The organism is Lacinutrix himadriensis (assembly GCF_001418105.1).
In the GTDB taxonomy this organism is placed as follows: domain Bacteria; phylum Bacteroidota; class Bacteroidia; order Flavobacteriales; family Flavobacteriaceae; genus Oceanihabitans; species Oceanihabitans himadriense.
The window spans coordinates 176751-197745 of record NZ_LIQI01000027.1; the positions used below are offsets into that span (position 1 = coordinate 176751).

22 protein-coding genes are annotated in these 20995 nt (G+C 31.4%); 17 read left to right on the top strand and 5 right to left on the bottom strand.

All coding sequences use genetic code 11. The annotated features are described in order from the left end of the window. The first annotated feature begins 53 nt into the window (after positions 1 to 53). Positions 54 to 662 carry a hypothetical protein gene (locus AMD28_RS13945; RefSeq protein WP_055444753.1) on the top strand — a complete coding sequence of 203 codons (609 nt, stop codon included), beginning with the start codon at positions 54 to 56 and terminating at the stop codon, positions 660 to 662. A gap of 2 nt (positions 663 to 664) precedes the next feature. Then, entirely contained in the window at positions 665 to 1297 is a 633-nt protein-coding gene (locus AMD28_RS13950) for a hypothetical protein (RefSeq protein ID WP_055444754.1), read from the top strand. 3 nt (positions 1298 to 1300) lie between these two features. Here AMD28_RS13950 and AMD28_RS13955 read toward each other — a convergent pair whose 3' ends face one another. The 5 genes from AMD28_RS13955 to porX all read right to left on the bottom strand — a co-directional run bounded on the left by AMD28_RS13955 (position 1301) and on the right by porX (position 4762). Further along, positions 1301 to 1660, bottom strand: a complete 360-nt coding sequence (locus AMD28_RS13955; protein WP_055444755.1) for a hypothetical protein — start codon at positions 1658 to 1660, stop codon at positions 1301 to 1303. Between the two features lie 225 nt (positions 1661 to 1885). Further along, positions 1886 to 2407: a hypothetical protein gene (locus AMD28_RS13960; RefSeq protein WP_241492521.1), complete on the bottom strand. Its 522-nt coding sequence runs from the start codon at positions 2405 to 2407 to the stop codon at positions 1886 to 1888. After that, on the bottom strand, positions 2367 to 2513 hold the full coding sequence (locus tag AMD28_RS18730) for a hypothetical protein (RefSeq protein WP_162838507.1): 147 nt from the start codon (positions 2511 to 2513) through the stop codon (positions 2367 to 2369). The genes AMD28_RS13960 and AMD28_RS18730 overlap by 41 nt, the downstream gene beginning before the upstream one ends. A 195-nt stretch (positions 2514 to 2708) precedes the next feature. Continuing rightward, the gene (gene tsaE / locus AMD28_RS13965; RefSeq protein ID WP_055444757.1) at positions 2709 to 3113 is read right to left on the bottom strand and encodes a tRNA (adenosine(37)-N6)-threonylcarbamoyltransferase complex ATPase subunit type 1 TsaE; all 405 of its coding nucleotides are present in this window, start codon (positions 3111 to 3113) and stop codon (positions 2709 to 2711) included. 95 nt (positions 3114 to 3208) lie between these two features. After that, complete coding sequence (porX, locus tag AMD28_RS13970) at positions 3209 to 4762, bottom strand: T9SS response regulator signal transducer PorX (RefSeq protein WP_055444758.1); 1554 nt, start codon at positions 4760 to 4762, stop codon at positions 3209 to 3211. 35 nt (positions 4763 to 4797) lie between these two features. Between porX and AMD28_RS13975 the strand changes: the two genes are divergently transcribed. The 15 genes from AMD28_RS13975 to hisB all read left to right on the top strand — a co-directional run bounded on the left by AMD28_RS13975 (position 4798) and on the right by hisB (position 20950). Then, positions 4798 to 6027, top strand: coding sequence for an HD domain-containing protein (locus tag AMD28_RS13975; RefSeq protein ID WP_055444759.1), 1230 nt, complete (start codon positions 4798 to 4800; stop codon positions 6025 to 6027). A 49-nt stretch (positions 6028 to 6076) separates the two neighbouring features. Continuing rightward, entirely contained in the window at positions 6077 to 7105 is a 1029-nt protein-coding gene (gene lpxD / locus AMD28_RS13980) for a UDP-3-O-(3-hydroxymyristoyl)glucosamine N-acyltransferase (protein ID WP_055445048.1), read from the top strand. Then, positions 7092 to 8498, top strand: a complete 1407-nt coding sequence (locus AMD28_RS13985) for a bifunctional UDP-3-O-[3-hydroxymyristoyl] N-acetylglucosamine deacetylase/3-hydroxyacyl-ACP dehydratase (protein ID WP_055444760.1) — start codon at positions 7092 to 7094, stop codon at positions 8496 to 8498. The genes lpxD and AMD28_RS13985 overlap by 14 nt, the downstream gene beginning before the upstream one ends. Positions 8499 to 8599: 101 nt before the next feature. Continuing rightward, positions 8600 to 9385: an acyl-ACP--UDP-N-acetylglucosamine O-acyltransferase gene (gene lpxA, locus AMD28_RS13990; RefSeq protein ID WP_055444761.1), complete on the top strand. Its 786-nt coding sequence runs from the start codon at positions 8600 to 8602 to the stop codon at positions 9383 to 9385. Between the two features lie 42 nt (positions 9386 to 9427). Beyond that, positions 9428 to 9994 (top strand): elongation factor P, encoded by a 567-nt coding sequence (gene efp / locus AMD28_RS13995; protein WP_055444762.1) that lies wholly within the window; start codon positions 9428 to 9430, stop codon positions 9992 to 9994. Between the two features lie 72 nt (positions 9995 to 10066). After that, on the top strand, positions 10067 to 11002 hold the full coding sequence (locus tag AMD28_RS14000) for a UDP-3-O-(3-hydroxymyristoyl)glucosamine N-acyltransferase (RefSeq protein WP_055444763.1): 936 nt from the start codon (positions 10067 to 10069) through the stop codon (positions 11000 to 11002). Further along, positions 11003 to 11395 (top strand): nuclear transport factor 2 family protein, encoded by a 393-nt coding sequence (locus tag AMD28_RS14005; protein ID WP_055444764.1) that lies wholly within the window; start codon positions 11003 to 11005, stop codon positions 11393 to 11395. A 119-nt stretch (positions 11396 to 11514) separates the two neighbouring features. After that, on the top strand, positions 11515 to 12387 hold the full coding sequence (sucD, locus tag AMD28_RS14010; protein ID WP_055444765.1) for a succinate--CoA ligase subunit alpha: 873 nt from the start codon (positions 11515 to 11517) through the stop codon (positions 12385 to 12387). Between the two features lie 178 nt (positions 12388 to 12565). After that, entirely contained in the window at positions 12566 to 13312 is a 747-nt protein-coding gene (fabG, locus tag AMD28_RS14015; RefSeq protein WP_055444766.1) for a 3-oxoacyl-[acyl-carrier-protein] reductase, read from the top strand. A 91-nt stretch (positions 13313 to 13403) separates the two neighbouring features. Then, positions 13404 to 15437 carry a hypothetical protein gene (locus tag AMD28_RS14020; RefSeq protein ID WP_055444767.1) on the top strand — a complete coding sequence of 678 codons (2034 nt, stop codon included), beginning with the start codon at positions 13404 to 13406 and terminating at the stop codon, positions 15435 to 15437. A gap of 9 nt (positions 15438 to 15446) precedes the next feature. Then, the gene (locus AMD28_RS14025; protein ID WP_055444768.1) at positions 15447 to 16259 is read left to right on the top strand and encodes a prohibitin family protein; all 813 of its coding nucleotides are present in this window, start codon (positions 15447 to 15449) and stop codon (positions 16257 to 16259) included. A 261-nt stretch (positions 16260 to 16520) separates the two neighbouring features. Continuing rightward, a complete protein-coding gene (gene hisG / locus AMD28_RS14030; RefSeq protein ID WP_055444769.1) occupies positions 16521 to 17378 on the top strand; it encodes an ATP phosphoribosyltransferase in 858 nt (285 codons plus the stop codon). A gap of 36 nt (positions 17379 to 17414) precedes the next feature. Further along, entirely contained in the window at positions 17415 to 18698 is a 1284-nt protein-coding gene (gene hisD / locus AMD28_RS14035; RefSeq protein ID WP_055444770.1) for a histidinol dehydrogenase, read from the top strand. 46 nt (positions 18699 to 18744) lie between these two features. Further along, positions 18745 to 19782: a histidinol-phosphate transaminase gene (gene hisC, locus AMD28_RS14040; protein WP_055444771.1), complete on the top strand. Its 1038-nt coding sequence runs from the start codon at positions 18745 to 18747 to the stop codon at positions 19780 to 19782. Positions 19783 to 19810: 28 nt separating this feature from the next. Beyond that, the gene (hisB, locus tag AMD28_RS14045; protein ID WP_055444772.1) at positions 19811 to 20950 is read left to right on the top strand and encodes a bifunctional histidinol-phosphatase/imidazoleglycerol-phosphate dehydratase HisB; all 1140 of its coding nucleotides are present in this window, start codon (positions 19811 to 19813) and stop codon (positions 20948 to 20950) included. Positions 20951 to 20995: the final 45 nt, after the last annotated feature.

A 20995-nucleotide genomic window follows, 5' to 3' on the forward strand; every position in this document is an offset into this window, starting at 1 on the left:
TAAAAGATTTATGTAGAAAATTTCCTCTATTTTTTGTAATATTATATGTAGATATGAAAAACCTTTTAAAAAATATAAAAGAATTAAAAGCCAGAGATGTAGTAATTGCTTTCGTGATCTTGGTTTTGCCGTTTTTGTTTTACTTGTATAAACTAGCTCCAGATACTACTGTTTGGGAAATAGGTTGGTTTGTCATAGATTCAGGGGACTTGGAGAGTACTAAATTTTATTTATGGCTCATTTGCACTAAACTATTGTTAGTTTTTAGTTTAACGATTTGGTTTGTTACCTGTAAACATTGGTGGCGTTATGTAATTTTGGTACCATTAATTATTGAACTATTTAAGTTTAGTTCTATATATATTAATACGGGATTAGTTATAGATGAAATAGAATATTTAGATAGTTTACCATTTACAATACCAATTGTTATTCTTATTATTTTTATTTCAAGAAAAATAAATTATTATTCTAAATATTTAGACTTGAATAATGAGATGAATGCAGAAATAGAAAGTTTATTAACGGAATTAGAAGTTAAGAATGATAAGGATTGGGTAACGGAAGAATTTAAAAACCTCAAAAAAAATAAATCACTATTTAGTATAGAAGATTATAAAAAGAAGCTATTGGCTTTAAGGCAACAATTATCTAAATTATAAGTATGTCAAAGTCGTTAATTTATAATAGAGTTAGTTTTTTTAAGGATCTTTTTATTTTACTATTAATAATTATCACTCCTTTTTTGTTTTTTCTATATACTATAGCTCCAGAAGATGTAACAGAATGGAAAACAAGATTTTTTCATATCAATTTATCTAAGACAGGATATGATGTAAACGCAACACTTTGGTATTTTAGTTATAAGCTTTTATTTTTTATTGTTTTTATTTTGTGGTTTATTACCTGTAAACATTGGTGGAGGTATGTTTTATTAGTGCCGCTGCTTGTCGAAGTATATAAAATAAGTGGAATGTGTTATGAATTGAATGGTATTTCAGCTGATTATAAGTTTTACTATAGCTTTATTTCGTGGGTACCATTAATAATCATTCTTTTTATATTATCTAAAAAACTTAATTATTATTCCTTGTCTAAAAGTATTAATAAGCAAATAGACGAAGAAATTTATGTTTTAATGAACCAAGTTTCTAATTATAAAACGGTAGACTATAAAGAGTTTAAAGTTAAATTGATATCGTTAAGAAAACAAAAAGAGAATTTGGATAAAAAAGAGTATTTAGTACAGTTGATTAAATTAAGGGATGATTATACATTAGGTAAGCAAAAGGAATAACTTTTAATTTTTTTCAATACTTTTAAGTTCCTTTAAAATTTCATCTAAGAGTTGTTTTTTTTCAGCACTCCATTTTTCACTCAACCTTTCGTTTATATATTGCTCGATCTCATGGTTCGTTTTACTAGTTTCTTTTTTAGAATTTTCTAGCAACATATCTCCTTGTCCAGTAATTAGCCAAACTAAATTTATTTGTGGATACAACTCTACAATTCGCTCAATAACATCACTACCAACAGATGCGTTGTTTTTTTGCATACGCAAAATATAACCATTAGCAGTGCCAATAGAAATATCAAATTGTCTCGCACTAATTCCTAAATGCTTAATAACCAGCATTATCCTGTTAATTGTTTTGCTCATTTCTCTTATTTAATATTTTTTAACGAAGAAAATATTCTATAAATATACAAATAAAGATGTAATTGTTAGTATGGTAATATTAAATAGAGAAAGTCCATGCTTTAGAAAAGAGCATAGAATAGGAGGTGGGTGTTATCTAAAATAAAAAACAAAACACTTCAAGTGATTGACTATGAGTGTTTTGTTTTTTTAGTAATTAAGAGTATTGTATAAATAAAATGAATTTTAAAAATACTGTTTTACTTTCCCCCAAAGGGTTTTAGGTCTTACTGTAAATTCTGCTTCCAGATCTTCTAAGGTTTTATTTGCAGTGGTTAATTTATCAAACATCTTGGCTCTTATTAAATAAATGGAAGGGATTATTATTGCCATGACAGGAAGAAGTACTATTAATTCATGTTGATCTGTATATGATAAGTCGTCATTAAGTACTATCATTATTTGGTAAGTAAACATTGCTATAGGAATGAGCAGAGCATGATACCACCAGTGTCTACAAGTAAAAAACCAAATAACAATTAAAAATAGAGGAACAACCTTTCCTGCTAATGTCCATGCTAAAACAAAAATACTTTCGTAATAGTCACTACTATATGTGAAAAAGTAAGTGTCCCAAACTTTAACATCTGGAACACTTTCATATAAATTAAAAATAAATGGCGTAGCCGCTATTAAAGTAGCAATAACGCTACCTAATATTACACCACTATCTACCTTGTCCTGGGACTTTAATTCTGTTTTTTTCAATTTTTGTTGTGGTTGTTCCATCGATATTTAAAAGATTTGTTGCTTGAGCTGTAAATAAAACTCCTCCAAAAATAGCGATTGCCATTAAATACTTTTTAGTTTTCATAATTATAAGGGATTAAATTAATTAATACCTCGAAATTATATAAACACAATATTTCTATTTTGCGTTAAATGTTAAAATTATGTTAAAATTAAGATTTTTCGCTTTTAGGCTTACGGTTATACCGTAAAAAAGGGTTGTGTTATAAAAAATATGTAGGATTTTGCTTACTTTTTTGTTTTATTTTTTTAGTTCCAGTTATTTTATGGTAATCTTTCTACTTTCATTTTCATTTATTTCTAAAAACACATTTGTTGCATTTTCAGGAATAAAATCTATCGCTAATTCTGGCCATTCTATAAAAACCCAATGGTTTTCTTGTAAATATTCTTCAAAGCCAATATTATAAAGCTCATCAATCTCATTTACTCGGTATAAATCAAAATGAAAAATACGCGATGTACTTGCTTGATACTCGTTAACTAAGGAATAGGTCGGACTTTGAACTTCATCAGTGCTACCAATAGCTTTTACTAAAGCCTTAATGAGTGTTGTTTTACCAACACCCATGGTACCATGAAATAAAATAATTTTACTATCACTATTACTTAATAGTGTGCTAACAACCTTATCTAGATCATTAATGGTGTAATTTAATTCCAAATCTATCTTAAATTAATACTACAATTATACATAAATATATCTTAAAAAACTAATTTTTGTGTATTTCGTCGGTATTTAATGCATTACGTCTATCCCTACTTCGGGTTTAATACCACAAACGGAATGATCATTTCTTCCAAAGAAACACCTCCATGTTGATACGTATTTCTAAAATAACTAACATAATGGTTATAGTTATTAGGGTACGCAAAAAACAAATCACTTTTTGCAAAGATAAATGAACTACTCATAGAAAGAGAAGGTAAATGGATGCTTTTTGGGTCTTTTGCAACTAAAACATCTTTGTCTTCATACGTTAAACTTCTACCGGTTTTGTATCTTAAATTTAAACTAGTGTCTCTATCTCCAACAACTCGTGAAGGGTTTTTTACATTAATAGTACCATGATCTGTAGTAAGTATTAATTTAAAGCCCAATTGTTGTGCTTGCTGTATCATTTCTAATAAAGGAGAGTTTTTAAACCAACTTTGCGTTAAAGATCTATACGCTTTATCATTTGACGCTAATTCTTTAACAACATCCATTTCTGTTTTAGAGTGTGAAAGCATATCTACAAAATTATATACCACAACAGTAAGGTCATTATCTTTAAGTCCTTTAAAATTATCTACAAGTTTTTTACCATTCTTTAAATTGGTAATCTTATAGTATTCATGTTTAAGGTGAGATAAGCCTAAGCGTTTTAATTGTTCTCTTAAAAAATCTGCTTCGTGTAAGTTTTTACCGCCTTCATCTGTATCATTCTTCCAGTAATCAGGATATAGTTTTTCCATATCACTTGGCATTAACCCAGAAAAGATGGCGTTTCGAGCATATTGCGTTGCTGTTGGCAAAATGCTGTAGAAAGGAAATTCTTTTTCTTTTTTGTAGTAGTTATTTACAATAGGCTCAAAAGCTTTCCATTGGTCTAAACGTAAATTATCGATTACTACTAAAAGAGTTGGTTGCTCTTTACTTATTTCTGGAGCAATTTTTTCTTTAAATAAAGTATGCGACATAATAGGAGCGTCTGTATTTGCTTCAAACCAAGTCGGATAATTTTTATCTATAAACTTGCCAAACTGCGTGTTGGCTTCGTTTTTTTGCGATTCTAGAATTTCAAACATTCCAATATCTTCAATATCTTCTAGTTGAATTTCCCAATAAACCAGTTTTTGGTATAAAGCGGCCCATTCTTCAAAAGTATTTACCATAGATAAATCCATCGCAATTTTTCTAAACTCTTGCTGGTAATTAGAAGTTGTTTTTTCAGAAATTAACCTAGAATGATCTAAATTCTTTTTTAAACTTAATAATATCTGGTTAGGATTTACTGGTTTAATTAAGTAATCTGCTATTTTATTCCCAATAGCTTCTTCCATGATATATTCCTCCTCACTTTTGGTAATCATTACCACAGGAAGTGTATCTCTTTTTTCTTTAATTTCATTTAAAGTCTCTAACCCCGTAAGTCCAGGCATGTTTTCGTCTAAAAAAACAATATCAAAATTTGTATCGTCTAAAATTTCAAGTGCTTCTGTACCACTTTTGCATGTCGTTACCTTGTAGTTTTTTTGTTCTAAAAAGATAATATGAGGTTTTAATAAATCGATTTCGTCGTCAACCCAAAGAATATTTATATTGTTCATGTATATTTGTTTATAAAATTGTAAAAAATTAAAGCTTGCATACTAAAAACAAACTCAAAATATTAAACGACCCAATTTACGGATTTATTACTATACCGAATTCGTTAATCTTCGATTTAATTGAACATAAATACTTTCAGAGACTACGTAGAATTACACAAATGGGCATGTCTTATTTGGTGTATCCTGGAGCGCATCATACTCGTTTTCAGCACGCTATTGGTTGCATGCATTTAATGCAAAAAGCAATCCAAGTGCTTCGTTTTAAAGGGGTTGAGATATCTACTGAAGAAGAAAACGCACTGCTTATTGCTATTTTATTACACGATATTGGTCATGGTCCATTCTCTCATGCCATGGAACATAGTATTGTAAATAATGTATCTCATGAAGAAATTTCCCTGCTTTTCATGGAAACTTTAAATAAAGAGTTTAACGGAAGTTTAACGTTAGCCATTAATATATTTAAAGGAGAATATCACAGAAAGTTCATGTGTCAGCTAATATCCAGTCAAATAGATATGGATAGAGCAGACTATTTAAAACGCGATAGTTTTTATACAGGTGTTGCCGAAGGGAACATAAATAGTGAACGTTTAATAACCATGCTAAATGTAGTAGACGATGCACTTGTAGTAGAAGGGAAGGGGATTTATAGTATAGAAAAGTTTTTAGTAGCTAGACGTTTAATGTATTGGCAAGTATATTTACACAAAACAAGTTTATCTGCAGAACAATTATTAATTAGAGTTTTAAAAAGAGCTAAAGAATTAACGTTTAAAGGTGAAAAATTAGACGCTAGTAGACCGTTGCAATACTTTTTAGAAAATGAAATTTCTTTAAATAATTTCAACAAAGAAACATTAGATACCTTTGCTATGTTGGATGATTATGATATTGTTTCCGCAATGAAAGCGTGGCAATTTCATGATGATTTTGTGTTGAAAAACTTATGCCAAATGATAATAAATAGAGATTTATTAAAGGTGAAGTTGAAAAAGAAAAAAATCAAACCAGAAATTCTAAAACAACACATACAAAAACTTATGGATACGCATAATATTACAGAAGCGGAAGCAGCTTATTTTGTATTCACAGGTGAGATCTCAAACCAAGCATACCAACAAAAAAAGCAGAAAATTAATATTTTATATAAAAACGGAAAGATTGAAGATATAGTAAAAGCTTCCGATCAATTAAGCTTAAAAGCGCTTTCAAAACCAGTCACTAAATATTATATATGCTATCCAAAGCAAAAACTTTAGCACATTTTTCTTATTTTTGCTAGAATTACAAAAAACTAAACAAAAAAGTTTGAAATTCACAGCGCAACAAATTGCAGGGATTTTAGAAGGAGACATTGTTGGTAATCCAGATGTTGAAGTTTCTAAACTATCAAAAATAGAGGAAGGAACAGAAGGATCGCTTACGTTTCTTGCTAACCCTAAATATAAACCATATATATATTCTACTAAGGCATCTATAACCATAGTTGATAAAACTTTCGAACCAGAAAACAGTATTAAAACTACTTTAATTAAAGTAGAAGATGCATATAAATCTTTTTCAAAGCTTCTAGAATATTACAACGAGGTAAAAAATAATAAAGTAGGAATTGAAAATCCAAGTTTTGTTTCCGAAACAGCTACTTATGGAGAAAACGTCTATTTAGGCGCTTTTTCTTATTTAGGAGAGAATGTAAAACTTGGTGATAATGTAAAAATTTATCCGCAAGCATACATTGGAGATAATGTTACTATTGGTGATAATACTATCATTTTTGCAGGAGCAAAGTTATATTCTGAAACTCAAGTAGGAAAGAATTGTGTCATTAATAGTGGTGCTATATTAGGAGCAGATGGTTTTGGATTTGCACCAGACGAAAATGGAGAGTTTCAAAAAGTACCACAAATAGGAAATGTTATCATAGAAGATAATGTAGATATTGGTTCTGCAACTACAATAGATAGAGCAACGCTTGGTTCAACCATCATTAGAAAAGGGGTGAAATTAGATAACCAAATACAAATTGCTCATAATGTAGAAATAGATGAAAATACTGTAATTGCAGCACAAACAGGAGTTGCTGGTTCTACAAAAATTGGAAAATATTGCATGATTGGCGGACAAGTAGGTATCGCAGGGCATTTAACCATTGGAAATAATGTAAAAGTACAAGCGCAAACAGGAATTGGTCATCGTGTAAAAGATGGCGAAAAACTGTATGGCTCACCAGCTATAGATTACGGAAATTATGTAAAATCTTATGTGCATTTTAAAAACTTACCAGAAATAGTTAAAACTATAAACAAAATAGAAAAAAAATTAGATGGCAATAGTTAATACTCAAATTAAGCAAAAGACAATAAAAAGCGAAACGTCTTTAAATGGTGTTGGCTTACATACAGGAGAAAATGTAAAGTTAACCTTTAAACCAGCTTTAGAGAATTCAGGATTTAAGTTTAAACGTGTCGATTTAGAAGGAGAACCAGTAATTGATGCAGATGCTAACTACGTTACAAATACGCAACGTGGTACATGTATGGAGAAAAACGGCGTAACCATACAAACTTGCGAGCATGTACTTGCCGCATTAGTTGGTTTAGATATCGATAATGTGCTTATCGAATTAGATGCTTCAGAGCCACCAATTATGGATGGTTCTTCAAAATTCTTTATTGAGTCTCTAGAAAAAGCAGGAATTGTAGAACAAGAAGCTACAAGACAAGAATATGTAGTTACAGATGTTATTACGTATACCGATGAAGAATCGGGTAGCGAAATTCTTGTAATGCCTTCTAAAGAATATCAAGTAACTACCATGGTAGATTTTGGTACTAAAGTTTTAGGTACACAAAATGCTACGTTAACTCATATTTCAGACTTTAAAGATGAAATTGCTAACGCTAGAACTTTTAGTTTTTTACATGAAATAGAAATGCTTTTAGAGCATGGATTAATTAAAGGTGGAGATTTAAACAACGCCATAGTATATGTAGATAAAGAATTGTCTCCAGAAACTATGGAAAAACTTAAAGTAGCTTTTAATAAAGAAAGTATTGCCGTTAAAACGAATGGTATCTTAGATAATCTTACTTTGCATCATCCTAACGAAGCTGCAAGACATAAATTATTAGATGTTATTGGTGATTTAGCTTTAGTTGGAACAAGAATTAGAGGTAAAATTATAGCAAATAAACCAGGACATTTTATAAATACACAGTTTGCCAAAAAGCTTTCTAAAATTATAAAACATGAAAAACGTAATTACGTTCCTGATGTTGATTTAAACCAAGAACCTTTAATGGATGTCAATCAAATAATGGATATGTTGCCACATAGACAACCATTTTTATTAATTGACAAAATTTTCGAATTAAGTGACTCTCATGTGCTTGGTATGAAAAATGTTACCATGAACGAAGAGTTTTTTAAAGGTCATTTTCCTGGAGCTCCAGTGATGCCAGGTGTTTTAATTGTTGAAGCAATGGCACAAACAGGAGGGATTTTAGTATTAAGTACCGTTCCAGATCCTGAAAATTATCTAACTTTCTTTATGAAAATTGATAAAGTGAAATTTAAAAAGAAAGTGGTTCCTGGAGATACACTTATTTTTAAGTGCGATTTAATAACACCTATTAGAAGAGGTATTTGTCATATGCAAGGTTATGCTTATGCAAACGGAAAATTATGCGCTGAAGCAGAATTGATGGCACAAATATCTAAAGTAAAATAATAAAACATACAAACATCTCGAGCAATAATTCGATTTTATTTGTATTGAAAAACATTAAATTGCGAATACATTTTTCCCGGTTTAAAAAATAATATTAAAAAATGAATCAACCATTAGCTTACGTACATCCTGGAGCAAAAATCGCTAAGAATGTTGTTATAGATCCTTTTACAACCATTCATAATAATGTAATAATTGGAGAAGGAACCTGGATTGGTAGTAATGTTACTATCATGGAAGGTGCCAGAATAGGTAAAAATTGCAATATTTTTCCAGGAGCAGTAATTTCTGGTGTTCCTCAAGATTTAAAATATAAAGACGAAGATACATTAACCGTTATTGGAGATAATGTAACCATTAGAGAATGTGTAACCATTAATCGTGGTACTACAGATAAAATGAAAACCGTAATTGGAGACAATTGTTTAATAATGGCATATTGCCATATTGCACATGATTGTGTGGTTGGTAACAATTGTATTTTTTCTAATAACAGTACATTAGCAGGACATATTACTGTTGGTGATTATGTGGTACTAGCAGGAATGACTGCAGTACACCAATTTTGTTCTATTGGTAATCATGCTTTTGTAACTGGTGGATCTCTAGTAAGAAAAGATGTTCCTCCTTTTGTGAAAGCTGGTCGTGAACCTTTATCTTATGTCGGAATTAATTCTGTAGGACTAAGAAGAAGAGGTTTTACAACTGAAAAAATTAGAGAAATACAAGATATATACAGAATGTTATATCAGAAAAATTATAACAATACACAGGCTGCAGATTTAATTGAAGCAGAAATGGAAGCAACGCATGAACGTGATGAAATTCTTCAATTTATTAAGAATTCACATCGTGGTATTATGAAAGGATACTTCAAATCAAATTAAAATTTATTAATTAAAAAGATACCCACTTTCGTGGGAAATACTATGGCAACAACTTCAGATATTAGAAACGGACTTTGTTTAAAATATAACAATGATATTTATAAAATCATTGAATTTTTACACGTGAAACCGGGTAAAGGTCCTGCCTTTGTAAGAACCAAAATGAAAAGTGTAACCAGTGGAAAAGTATTAGATAATACCTTTTCTGCAGGACATAAATTAGAAGATGTACGAGTAGAAACACATAAATTTCAATATTTATATAACGATGGTGAGTTTTATCACTTCATGAACGAAGCAGATTATACGCAAATTCGTTTATTAGAAGCTGCTTTAGATAAACCAGAATTAATGAAAGAAGGAGAAATTGTAACTGTTCTTATTAATACAGAAGACAATATGCCTCTTTCTGTAGATCTACCTGCAAGTGTTATACTTGAAGTTACAGCTACAGAGCCTGGAATTAAAGGGAATACAGCAACTAATGCTACAAAACCTGCAACTATGGAAACAGGAGCAACGGTGAATGTGCCTTTATTTATAAACGAAGGAGACAAGATAAAAGTAGAAACAGAAAAAGGTACGTATAAAGAACGTGTAAAAGAATAAAAATTCAGTGTACAGTCTCCGTATGCAGTTGACAAGACTGAAAACTGGGACTGAAAACTGTAAACTGAATATATGAAATTCCCAAAACCTCATACCCTTAAACACATTGCAGACTTAATTGATTGTAAATACGTTGGAGATGCTAATTTTCAAGTTTTAGGTATTAATGAAATTCATGTAGTTGAAAGTGGAGATGTTGTATTTGTAGATCATCCAAAATACTACGATAAAGCATTACAGTCTGCTGCAACTATTGTGTTAATCAATAAGGAAGTAGATTGCCCTAAAGGAAAAGCGTTACTTATAAGTGATGATCCTTTTAGAGATTTTAATAAAATAACACAACATTTTAAACCTTTTCAAGCCGCAAATGTAGCAATTGCATCTTCTGCTAAAATTGGTGTAAATACTATCATTCAACCCAACTGTTTTATTGGAAACAATGTCACTATCGGTGATAATTGCATTATTCATTCTAACGTAAGTATTTATGATGATACGGTAATTGGAAATAATGTGACCATTCATGCTGGAACCATTTTAGGTGCTTCTGCATTTTATTACAAGAAACGTCCAGAAGGATTTGATCCGTTAATTTCTGGAGGTAGAGTAGTAATTAAAGACAATGTAGATATTGGTGCACTTTGTACTATTGACAAAGGTGTTACGGGAGATACAACCATTGGTGAAGGTTCTAAACTAGATAATCAAATTCAAGTTGGACACGATACGATCATTGGTAAAAAGTGTTTAATAGCATCACAAACCGGAATTGCTGGTTGTTGTATTATTGAAGATGAAGTCACTATTTGGGGACAAGTTGGTACTAATAGTGGTATTACCATTGGAGAAAAAGCGATAATTCTTGGCCAAACAGGTGTTACTAAATCTGTAGCTGGAGGTAAATCTTATTTTGGAACTCCAGTAGAAGAAGCTAGAGTTAAATTAAAAGAATTAGCTTATATCAAGAAAATTCCTGAAATTGTTCAACAATTAAAAAATAAATAGATGTCACCTAAAGAAGTTGTTCAAAAATTTTACAATTCAGATTTAGCAAATAATTCAGAAGCTGTAGATCTTTGTTTTCATAAAGATTGCAGCCTAAGTTGGCATAGTAGCAAAGGGTTTAACGTTTTAGACTTTGAAGCTTTAAAATTAGTTTTTGAAGAAGTTAGAAAAATGTACGACACATTGCGTTTTGAAACTAGTCATTTATTAGCCGAGGGAAACATGGTGACCATACGTTATACTTCTTATTTTACAACTGTCGAAAATCCTAATGAGGAAATGCCTTTAGCGCATTTTACAACTATTTGGGAAGTGAAAGACGATAAAATTATCAAAGGATTTCAAATGAGTCAGCTAGCAGATAGTAGCTCCGAAAGTTTAAATTCTTTTTAAGAAATAAAAATACAAATCACTTTAAAAATTCTTTTCAAAATCTTACTTTTGCAGTAAGAGTTTTAATTTTTAGTAAAGAATTCTTAAACAAATATTAAACAATTTTAATCTAAACATAAATGAGCGTTTTAGTAAATAAAGATTCAAAAATAATAGTTCAAGGATTTACTGGTAGTGAAGGTACTTTTCACGCTGGACAGATGATTGAATACGGAACAAATGTTGTTGGTGGAGTTACTCCTGGTAAAGGTGGTCAAACACATTTAGATAGACCAGTTTTTAATACAGTTTCAGAAGCTGTAGAAAAAGTAGGAGCAGACACAACCATTATTTTTGTACCACCAGCTTTTGCTGCGGATGCTATTATGGAAGCTGCAGATGCAGGAATTAAAGTAATTATTACTATTACTGAAGGTATTCCAGTTGCAGATATGATTAAAACTGCTGCTTATATTAAAGATAAAGATTGTAGATTAATTGGACCTAACTGTCCGGGAGTTATTACTCCAGGAGAAGCTAAAGTTGGTATTATGCCAGGTTTCGTTTTCAAAAAAGGTAAAGTTGGTATTGTATCTAAATCAGGTACATTAACCTATGAAGCTGCAGACCAAGTTGTAAAACAAGGTTTAGGTATCACAACAGCAATTGGTATTGGTGGAGATCCTATTATTGGAACTACAACTAAAGAAGCTGTAGAGTTATTAATTAACGATCCTGAAACAGAAGCGGTAGTAATGATTGGTGAAATTGGTGGACAATTAGAAGCAGATGCTGCTAATTGGTATAAAGCTAGTGGAAGCAAGAAACCAGTAATTGGTTTTATCGCAGGAGAAACTGCACCTGCAGGTCGTACAATGGGACATGCTGGAGCAATTGTTGGTGGTAGTGATGATACTGCACAAGCAAAAAAGAAAATCATGAGAGAATGTGGTATTCACGTTGTGGATTCACCAGCTGAGATTGGTAAAAAAGTTGCTGAAGTTTTAGGCTAAGCAACAATAAGATATATGTTAAAAACCTCACATTATTTTGTGAGGTTTTTTTATTTGATGCAATTTGTATTTATTATATTTGAATAGAATAAAGAGGCTTTAATAAAAGCTTTAAAGTTTAAATTAAAATTATCATTTCTGTAAAATCAGGAATCTAACTTAATTGAAGTTATTACATATGAAATTATTAGAAGGAAAAACAGCTATTATAACTGGAGCTAGTAGAGGAATAGGAAAAGGAATCGCTCAAGTTTTTGCCCAACAAGGTGCTAATGTAGCATTTACATATAGCTCTTCTGTGGAAGCTGCTAACGAACTAGAAAAAGAATTAACAGCTTTAGGAGTTAAGGCTAAAGGATATCAAAGTAATGCTGCAGATTTTAATCAATCGCAAAAATTAGCCGAAGATGTCGTTGCAGAATTTGGAAGCATAGACATCCTTATCAATAACGCAGGAATTACTAAAGACAATCTTTTAATGCGTATGAGCGAAGAAGATTTTGATACGGTTATCGAAGTAAACTTAAAGTCAGTTTTCAACATGACCAAAGCGGTACAACGTACTATGCTTAAACAACGTAAAGGTTCTATCATTAATATGAGTTCTGTTGTTGGTGTAAAAGGAAACGCAGGACAAACCAACTATGCTGCTTCTAAAGCAGGAATTATAGGGTTTTCTAAATCGGTAGCCTTAGAACTTGGTTCTAGAAATATTAGAAGTAACGTGATTGCTCCTGGTTTTATTGAAACAGAAATGACAGCAAAACTAGACGAAGAAACAGTTAAAGGTTGGCGAAATGCTATTCCGTTAAAACGTGGTGGTACTCCAGAAGATATCGCAAATGTTTGTGTTTTTCTTGCAAGCGACATGTCTGCTTATGTTACAGGTCAAACCATTAACGTAGATGGCGGAATGTTGACTTAATGCATTCCTTAAATCCCAATATTATTAAGAAGGAATAACAACTATTAATAGTTTATAAATGTCACCTTGAGCGCAGTCGAAAGGTCTCTTAATGCAAACAGAAATACTTATATACATCATACTTGCTGGAATCATAGCGCTATCACTAGCGCTATTTCAGTATAGTTTAAAAAAGAAGAACAGAACATCTAAAAGTGTTCTTTTTGCATTTTTAAGGTTTATATCTATTTTTTCACTTCTATTGTTGCTTATCAATCCTAAATTTGAAAAAATTAGCTACTATACCGAAAAACCTAATTTAGTGGTTGCTGTAGATAATTCAAGTTCGGTAACACATTTAAATCAGAAAGAAAATACCCTGCAATTAGTAGCTTCTATTAAGAATAATAAGGAACTATCTGAAAAATTTAATTTGGATTATTTTACCTTCGGAAACGCTATAGAAACATCCGATTCTTTAACTTTTTTAGACAAACAAACCAATATTGATAAGGCTTTTAGTAGTTTTTTACAGATTTATAAAAACACAACTTCCCCAATCCTTTTAGTAACGGACGGAAACCAAACCTATGGTAGCGACTACGTGTTTTCTGCGGAAAAAGTAAAACAACCCATATTTCCTGTCATTCTAGGAGATACCATTACCTACACCGATTTAAAACTACAGCAGCTTAATGTAAACAAGTATGCTTTTTTAAAAAATAAGTTTCCTGTCGAAACCATTGTTACTTATAATGGTAATAATATTGTGAAATCAAGATTTGTGGTTACTTCTGGTAATGCTACAGTATATTCCGAAAACGTAAGTTTCAGTGCTACCAATAATTCAAGAATTTTAAACTTTACCTTGCCTGCAAATCGAGTAGGAGTTCAAGCGTATAAAGCACAAATTATTCCTATAGAGAGTGAAAAAAACACGATTAATAATTACAAAAACTTTGCTGTAGAAGTTATAGATCAGAAAACAAATGTTGCTATAATTAGCGATTTTATGCATCCAGATTTGGGTGCTTTTAAAAAGAGCATTGAAAGTAATGAGCAACGGGAAGTTTCTATTGTTACTCCAAATGAATATTTATCACAAAAAGATAATTTTCAATTAGTTATATTGTATCAACCAAACAATAGGTTTAAGCCTGTTTTTGAAAGTTTAAAGGAAAGTAACGCGAATAAATTTATAGTTTTAGGGGCTAAAACAGACTATGCTTTTGTGAATAAAATGACTTCCGATTTTAAAAACGATATAACCAATCAGACCGAAGATTATCAAGCAAGTCTTAATACAAACTATAATACCTTTATTGTTGACGATTTAGATTTTGAATCTTTTCCGCCTTTACAATCTTCTTTTGGTAATGCTACTTTTTCCATTCCAGTAGAAACCATTTTAAACAAAAAAGTTGGAAGTGTAGAAACACAAGATCCATTACTAGTAACTTTAGAAACCAATGGCAGGAGAGAAGCGGTACTTTTTGGTGAGAATATCTGGAAATGGAGAGCACAAAGCTATTTAAACACCAAGTCTTTTAATACTTTCGATAACTTTATTGGTAAACTTGTGCAGTACTTGGCTTCCAATAAACGCAGAAGTAGATTAAACGTAGATTACGAGTCTTTTTATCAAGGCAATACCAATGTTATTGTTAAAGCACAATTCTTCAATAAAAACTATGAGTTTGATGTAAAGGAAACTTTAAATATTTCGGTTAAAAACAAGGACACGAAAGAAACTAGTACTTTTCCTTTAATTTTAAAAGGAAATAATTACCAAGTCGACTTAAGTAATTTAACTGCTGGAGCCTATGATTTTACGGTAAAAGCAACAAACGAAAACATTTCAAAATCTGGATCCTTTCAAATTCTAGAATATAATATAGAACAACAATTTTTGAATGCTAATGTAACAAAGCTACAGCAAGTTGCTACTAATACAAAAGCGAACAGTTATTTTATTGCAAATACAAATACGCTGATTAATGATTTGTTAAAGGATGAACGCTTTGCTACCATACAGAAAAGCAGTAAAAATGTTGTACCTTTGATTGATTTCAAATACTTGCTAGCCTTGCTAATTTTAAGTTTAGCAATCGAGTGGTTTTTAAGAAAATATAACGGATTAATATAAATAATAAACATGGATAAATTACCTAAAATTGCAGTGCCTTTTATAGTAGGACTAGTGTTCTTAATCATTTTAATTTCTAAATCCGCAGTGACGATTGGTCCAGGAGAAGGTGGTGTTTTATTTGAACGTTTTGGAGATGGTATTAATACCGAACACACGTATGGTGAAGGTTTTCATATTGTTGCACCTTGGAATGATATGTTAGTGCAAACGGTACGTCAACAATCGGTTTCCGATGAAATGAATGTGCTTTCCGTTAATGGATTAGAAGTAAAAGTATTCGGAACTATATGGTATGAGCCAGAATTTTCTAACCTTGGAAAATTAATTAAAACCAAAGGAGCAGATTACGAAAGAGAATTATTAGATCCTGCAATTAATGCAGCAGCAAGAAGTGTTGTTGGTAGATATACGCCAGAACAATTATATTCTAGTAAAAGAGATGTTATTGAGCAAGAAATTTTAGAAGAAGTAACAACGCTTTTAGACGGACAGTTTTTAACAGTAAAAAGAGTTTTAGTAGAGGATGTAAAATTACCAGCAACTATTAAAGATGCTATTGAACGTAAACTAAAGCAAGAACAAGAGTCTTTAGAATATGAGTTTAGATTAGTTACAGCTTCAAAAGAAGCAGAGAAAGTAATTATTGATGCGAAAGGTAAAGCAGAGTCAAACCGTATTTTAAGTGCGTCATTAACAGACAAAATTTTACAAGATAAAGGTATTGAAGCAACGGTAAAGTTGTCGGAATCACCTAACAGTAAAGTAATTATTATTGGTTCTGGAGATTCTGGAATGCCAATTATATTAGGAAATCAATAAATTATATATTTATTTTTAAGAATTTCATAAAAATGAAATTTTATTTTCAATAAATTAGGATATAAAAACTAATTTTTACAATATTTGCATATATAAAAACAGAAATGAACTTTATTCAATTACATCATCATCATTTTACTACTGGCAATCAAGCGAGCTAAAAGTGTATTGAATAAAACCAACATATTTTAAAAACCGTTTGAGCATCTCAAACGGTTTTTTTTATACCTAAAGATTTACTCAAACACATTAAAAATTATAATGAGTAAATTAAAAATTGCAATTCAAAAATCAGGAAGACTTAACGAAGATTCTCTTAAACTCCTTAAAGACATTGGTGTTTCTATTGATAATGGAAAAGATCAATTAAAAGTTTCGGCTAGAAATTTCCCCTTAGAAGTATTTTATTTAAGAAATGGAGATATTCCACAATACCTAAAAGATGGTATTGTAGATGCTGCAATCATTGGCGAAAATGTACTTATTGAAAAAGGAGAAGGTATTCCTGTCGTAGAAAAATTAGGGTTTTCTACTTGTAAAGTGTCTATAGCCATACCAAAATCAGCATCCTACAAATCGATTCAAGATTTACAAGGAAAACGTATTGCAACCTCGTATCCAAATACCGTTAATCAATTTTTAAAGAAAAATAATGTAGATGCACAATTGCATATCATTAATGGTTCTGTAGAAATAGCACCAAATATTGGCTTAGCCGATGCTATTGTAGATATTGTTTCTAGCGGAAGCACCTTGTTTAAAAACGGATTGAAAGAAGTAGAAGTACTACTAAAATCGGAAGCAGTTCTTGCGGTTTCGCCTCAAATTTCAGAGGAAAATAAAAGCATTTTAAATAAGATTCAGTTTCGATTACAATCGGTTTTAAAAGGAAGACAAAACAAATATGTGTTGCTTAATGCTCCTAATGATAAAATAGAAGAAATCATCAATATCCTTCCAGGAATGAATAGCCCTTCCGTTTTACCTCTTGCACGAACAGGTTGGAGTTCCATTCACTCGGTAATTAATAAAAATGAATTTTGGGAAGTAATTGATGAACTGAAAGAAAATGGAGCCGAAGGTATTTTAGTTTGCCCAATTGAAAACATGGTGATTTAATTACTGGTTAATACAAAGACTTTAAGACAAATAGAAATGAAAACAATTGAAAATCCTAGTAAGCAAGATTGGCAAGCTATTATAGAAAGACCAACGCAAAAGGTTAGCGATATTGAGTCTATAGTTACCGAAATATTTAGTGAGATATCTCAAGATGGGGATAAAGCTATTGCGAAGTATACCGAAAAATTTGATGGTGTGGTATTGGATACTATGAAGGTTTCTACTTTAGAAATCGAAGAAGCCGCTAATCAAGTACCAGATAATTTAAAAGTAGCTATTGGTAAAGCAAAAGCAAATATTGAAAAATTTCATGCTGCGCAAAAAACAAAGAAAGTAGAAGTAGAAACTACAAATGGTGTGCTTTGTTGGCAAGAAAAACGTGCGATTCAAAAAATAGGATTGTACATTCCAGGAGGAACAGCGCCATTGTTTTCAACCGTCTTAATGCTTGCAGTGCCTGCGCAAATAGCGGGTTGTAAAGAAATTGTTTTATGTACACCTCCAAATAAAGAAGGTAAGATTGCAAATGAAATTTTATACGCAGCACAACTTTGTGGTGTTACTAAAATTTTTAAAGTAGGAGGTATTCAAGCAATTGCTGGTTTAACTTTTGGAACCCAAAGTATTCCTAAAGTGTCTAAGATTTTCGGACCAGGAAATCAATTCGTAACCGTAGCAAAACAATTGGCTACAAAGCATGGTATAGCAATCGATATGCCTGCGGGACCAAGTGAATTGTTAGTGATTGCAGATGCATCAGCGAATGCATCTTATGTGGCTTCCGATTTGTTAAGTCAAGCAGAACATGGAGCGGATAGCCAAGTAATTTTAGTTTCAGATACTAAAGAACTACTTGCAGAAGTAGCTGATGAAATAGAAAAACAACTTCTAGAGTTACCAAGAAAAGAGATTGCTACACAAGCTCTTCAAAATGCGAAAGCGGTTTTAATTGAAAATCGGGAGGAAGCATTAGATTTTGTGAATGAATATGCAGCAGAACACCTTATTATTGCCACTAGAAACAACGATTTTTTTATCGATAATATTACCAATGCAGGATCTGTTTTTATAGGTAATTATACACCAGAAAGCGCAGGAGATTATGCTTCTGGGACTAATCATACTTTGCCTACTAACGGATTTAGTAAAGCATATTCTGGGGTGAATTTAGATAGTTTTTTAAAGAGTATCACCTTTCAAAAAATCAGTAAAAAAGGATTGTTAAATATTGGAAATACCATTGAGTTAATGGCAGAAGCCGAAGGTTTACAAGCACATAAAAATGCAGTTTCCATCCGTTTAAAAGATTTAAGTTAATACGCTGTCATTCCGCATTGGATGCGGAATCCAATTAGAATTAAATATGAAAAATAATTCCAACATAAACAATCTCGTAAGAGCTAACATAAAAGCATTAAAAGCCTATTCTTCTGCAAGAGATGAATTTAAAGGCACTGCAGATGTGTTTTTAGATGCAAATGAGAATCCGTTTGGAGACTTAAACAGGTATCCAGATCCACAACAAAGAGAAATTAAAGAAAAGTTATCTGCCATAAAAAAAGTAGAAACAAATCAGATTTTTGTTGGCAATGGTAGTGACGAAGTTATCGATTTAGCATTTCGTATTTTTTGTGAACCAGGAAAAGATAAGGTATTAACCTTTTCGCCAACGTACGGAATGTACGATGTGTCTGCAAATATTAATAATATCGAGGTTATAGAGCAGCCGCTAATTAACGATTTTCAAATTAGTCTTAATCAATTACAACCGTATTTAGATTTCGAAGAGCTGAAAATTATTTTTATATGTTCTCCAAATAACCCAACAGGAAATAGTATTAATCCCGAGGATATAGAATATATTTTAGAAAATTTCAATGGTATTGTGATTGTAGATGAAGCCTATATCGATTTTAGTTCGCAAGCATCCTTCATTAAAAAGATAGACAAATACAATAATCTAATTATTAGTCAGACCTTTAGTAAAGCTTGGGGTTTAGCAGGTGTTAGAGTAGGAGTTGCCTATGCCAATGAAGCTATTATTAAACTTTATAATCGTGTAAAACCACCTTATAATGTGAGTACTTTAAACCAAGAAGCGGTTTTAAAAAGCATAAATAATGTAGAAGAAGTTACTCAGAATATCGATACCATTCTTTTAGAAAGAACAAAGTTAAAAGACGCTTTAAGTACCCTTTCTATTGTGAAAAAAGTATATCCTACAGATGCCAATTTTTTGTTGGTTGAAGTGGATGATGCTAATAAAACGTATCAATATTTAATTGAAAAAAAAGTAATTATTCGTAATAGAAATACACAAGTCAAAAATTGTATTCGTATTACTGTTGGTACTAAGGAAGAGAATGAGAAATTAATTAGTGCATTAAAGAATATTAATTAAAAGATTACCGCTTTCGCGGAAACTAAAGATGAAAAAAGTATTATTTATAGATAGAGACGGAACATTGGTATTAGAACCACCAGTAGATTATCAATTAGATAGCTTAGATAAGTTAGAATTCTACCCAAAAGTATTTCAATATATGGCTAAAATAGCTTCAGAATTGGATTATGAATTGGTTATGGTAACGAATCAAGACGGATTAGGGACAGATTCTTTTCCAGAGGATACCTTTTGGCCTGCGCAAAACAAAGTAATAACTGCTTTTGAAAAGGAAGGTGTTGTTTTTTCTGAAGTGTGTATCGATAGAACTTTTCCACATGAAAATGCAGAAACTCGTAAGCCAAGAACTGGTTTACTAGCCAAGTATTTGGATAAAGAAAACTATGATTTAGAAAATTCTTTCGTTTTAGGAGACCGAATCACAGATATGGAATTGGCTAAAAACCTAGGTGCCAAAGGAATCTTTTTATCTGAAAATCCAGAATTAGGAGCAGATGAAATTGAAACTTCCAAACAAGCCATTTTAGATGCTATTGCTTTAACAAGTACCGACTGGAAAGCAATATATGAATTTTTAAAACTCGAAGATCGTGTTCAAGAGATTACTAGAAATACAAACGAAACCAACATTTACATTAAGTTAAATTTAGATGGTTCTGGTAAAAATGACATCGATACTGGTTTATCCTTTTTCGATCATATGTTAGACCAAATTGGTCGTCATGGTGCAATGGATTTAACGATTAAAGTGGATGGGGATTTAAATGTAGATGAACACCATACCATCGAAGATACCATGATTGCTTTGGGTGAATTATTTAATAAAGCCTTAGGGAATAAATTAGGAATAGAACGTTATGGTTTTTGTTTGCCCATGGATGACTGTTTAGCACAAGTAGCTGTTGACTTTGGAGGTAGAAACTGGTTAGAATGGGAAGCTGATTTTAAACGTGAGAAAATAGGAGACATGCCAACCGAAATGTTTTTCCATTTGTTTAAATCGTTCACAGACGGCGCAAAATGTAACCTAAATATTAAAGCGGAAGGAACCAACGAACATCATAAAATTGAAGGTATTTTTAAGGCATTTGCTAAAGCGATGAAAATGGCGGTAAAACGCGATTCTAATAAAATGTTTTTACCATCTACTAAAGGAATGTTATAATATCACTTCGAGTGATTTTGGGGAACGAAAAATAGTATCGAGAAG

Excerpts from the sequence above, each read along its gene's own strand:
- AMD28_RS13945 (WP_055444753.1), top strand. The coding sequence starts at position 54 with ATGAAAAACCTTTTAAAAAATATAAAAGAATTAAAAGCCAGAGATGTA.
- AMD28_RS13950 (WP_055444754.1), top strand. The coding sequence starts at position 665 with ATGTCAAAGTCGTTAATTTATAATAGAGTTAGTTTTTTTAAGGATCTT.
- AMD28_RS13955 (WP_055444755.1), bottom strand. The coding sequence starts at position 1,660 with ATGAGCAAAACAATTAACAGGATAATGCTGGTTATTAAGCATTTAGGA.
- AMD28_RS18730 (WP_162838507.1), bottom strand. The coding sequence starts at position 2,513 with ATGAAAACTAAAAAGTATTTAATGGCAATCGCTATTTTTGGAGGAGTT.
- porX (WP_055444758.1), bottom strand. The coding sequence starts at position 4,762 with ATGAACAATATAAATATTCTTTGGGTTGACGACGAAATCGATTTATTA.
- AMD28_RS13985 (WP_055444760.1), top strand. The coding sequence starts at position 7,092 with ATGGCAATAGTTAATACTCAAATTAAGCAAAAGACAATAAAAAGCGAA.
- lpxA (WP_055444761.1), top strand. The coding sequence starts at position 8,600 with ATGAATCAACCATTAGCTTACGTACATCCTGGAGCAAAAATCGCTAAG.
- efp (WP_055444762.1), top strand. The coding sequence starts at position 9,428 with ATGGCAACAACTTCAGATATTAGAAACGGACTTTGTTTAAAATATAAC.
- AMD28_RS14000 (WP_055444763.1), top strand. The coding sequence starts at position 10,067 with ATGAAATTCCCAAAACCTCATACCCTTAAACACATTGCAGACTTAATT.
- AMD28_RS14005 (WP_055444764.1), top strand. The coding sequence starts at position 11,003 with ATGTCACCTAAAGAAGTTGTTCAAAAATTTTACAATTCAGATTTAGCA.
- sucD (WP_055444765.1), top strand. The coding sequence starts at position 11,515 with ATGAGCGTTTTAGTAAATAAAGATTCAAAAATAATAGTTCAAGGATTT.
- fabG (WP_055444766.1), top strand. The coding sequence starts at position 12,566 with ATGAAATTATTAGAAGGAAAAACAGCTATTATAACTGGAGCTAGTAGA.
- AMD28_RS14020 (WP_055444767.1), top strand. The coding sequence starts at position 13,404 with ATGCAAACAGAAATACTTATATACATCATACTTGCTGGAATCATAGCG.
- AMD28_RS14025 (WP_055444768.1), top strand. The coding sequence starts at position 15,447 with ATGGATAAATTACCTAAAATTGCAGTGCCTTTTATAGTAGGACTAGTG.
- hisG (WP_055444769.1), top strand. The coding sequence starts at position 16,521 with ATGAGTAAATTAAAAATTGCAATTCAAAAATCAGGAAGACTTAACGAA.
- hisD (WP_055444770.1), top strand. The coding sequence starts at position 17,415 with ATGAAAACAATTGAAAATCCTAGTAAGCAAGATTGGCAAGCTATTATA.
- hisC (WP_055444771.1), top strand. The coding sequence starts at position 18,745 with ATGAAAAATAATTCCAACATAAACAATCTCGTAAGAGCTAACATAAAA.
- hisB (WP_055444772.1), top strand. The coding sequence starts at position 19,811 with ATGAAAAAAGTATTATTTATAGATAGAGACGGAACATTGGTATTAGAA.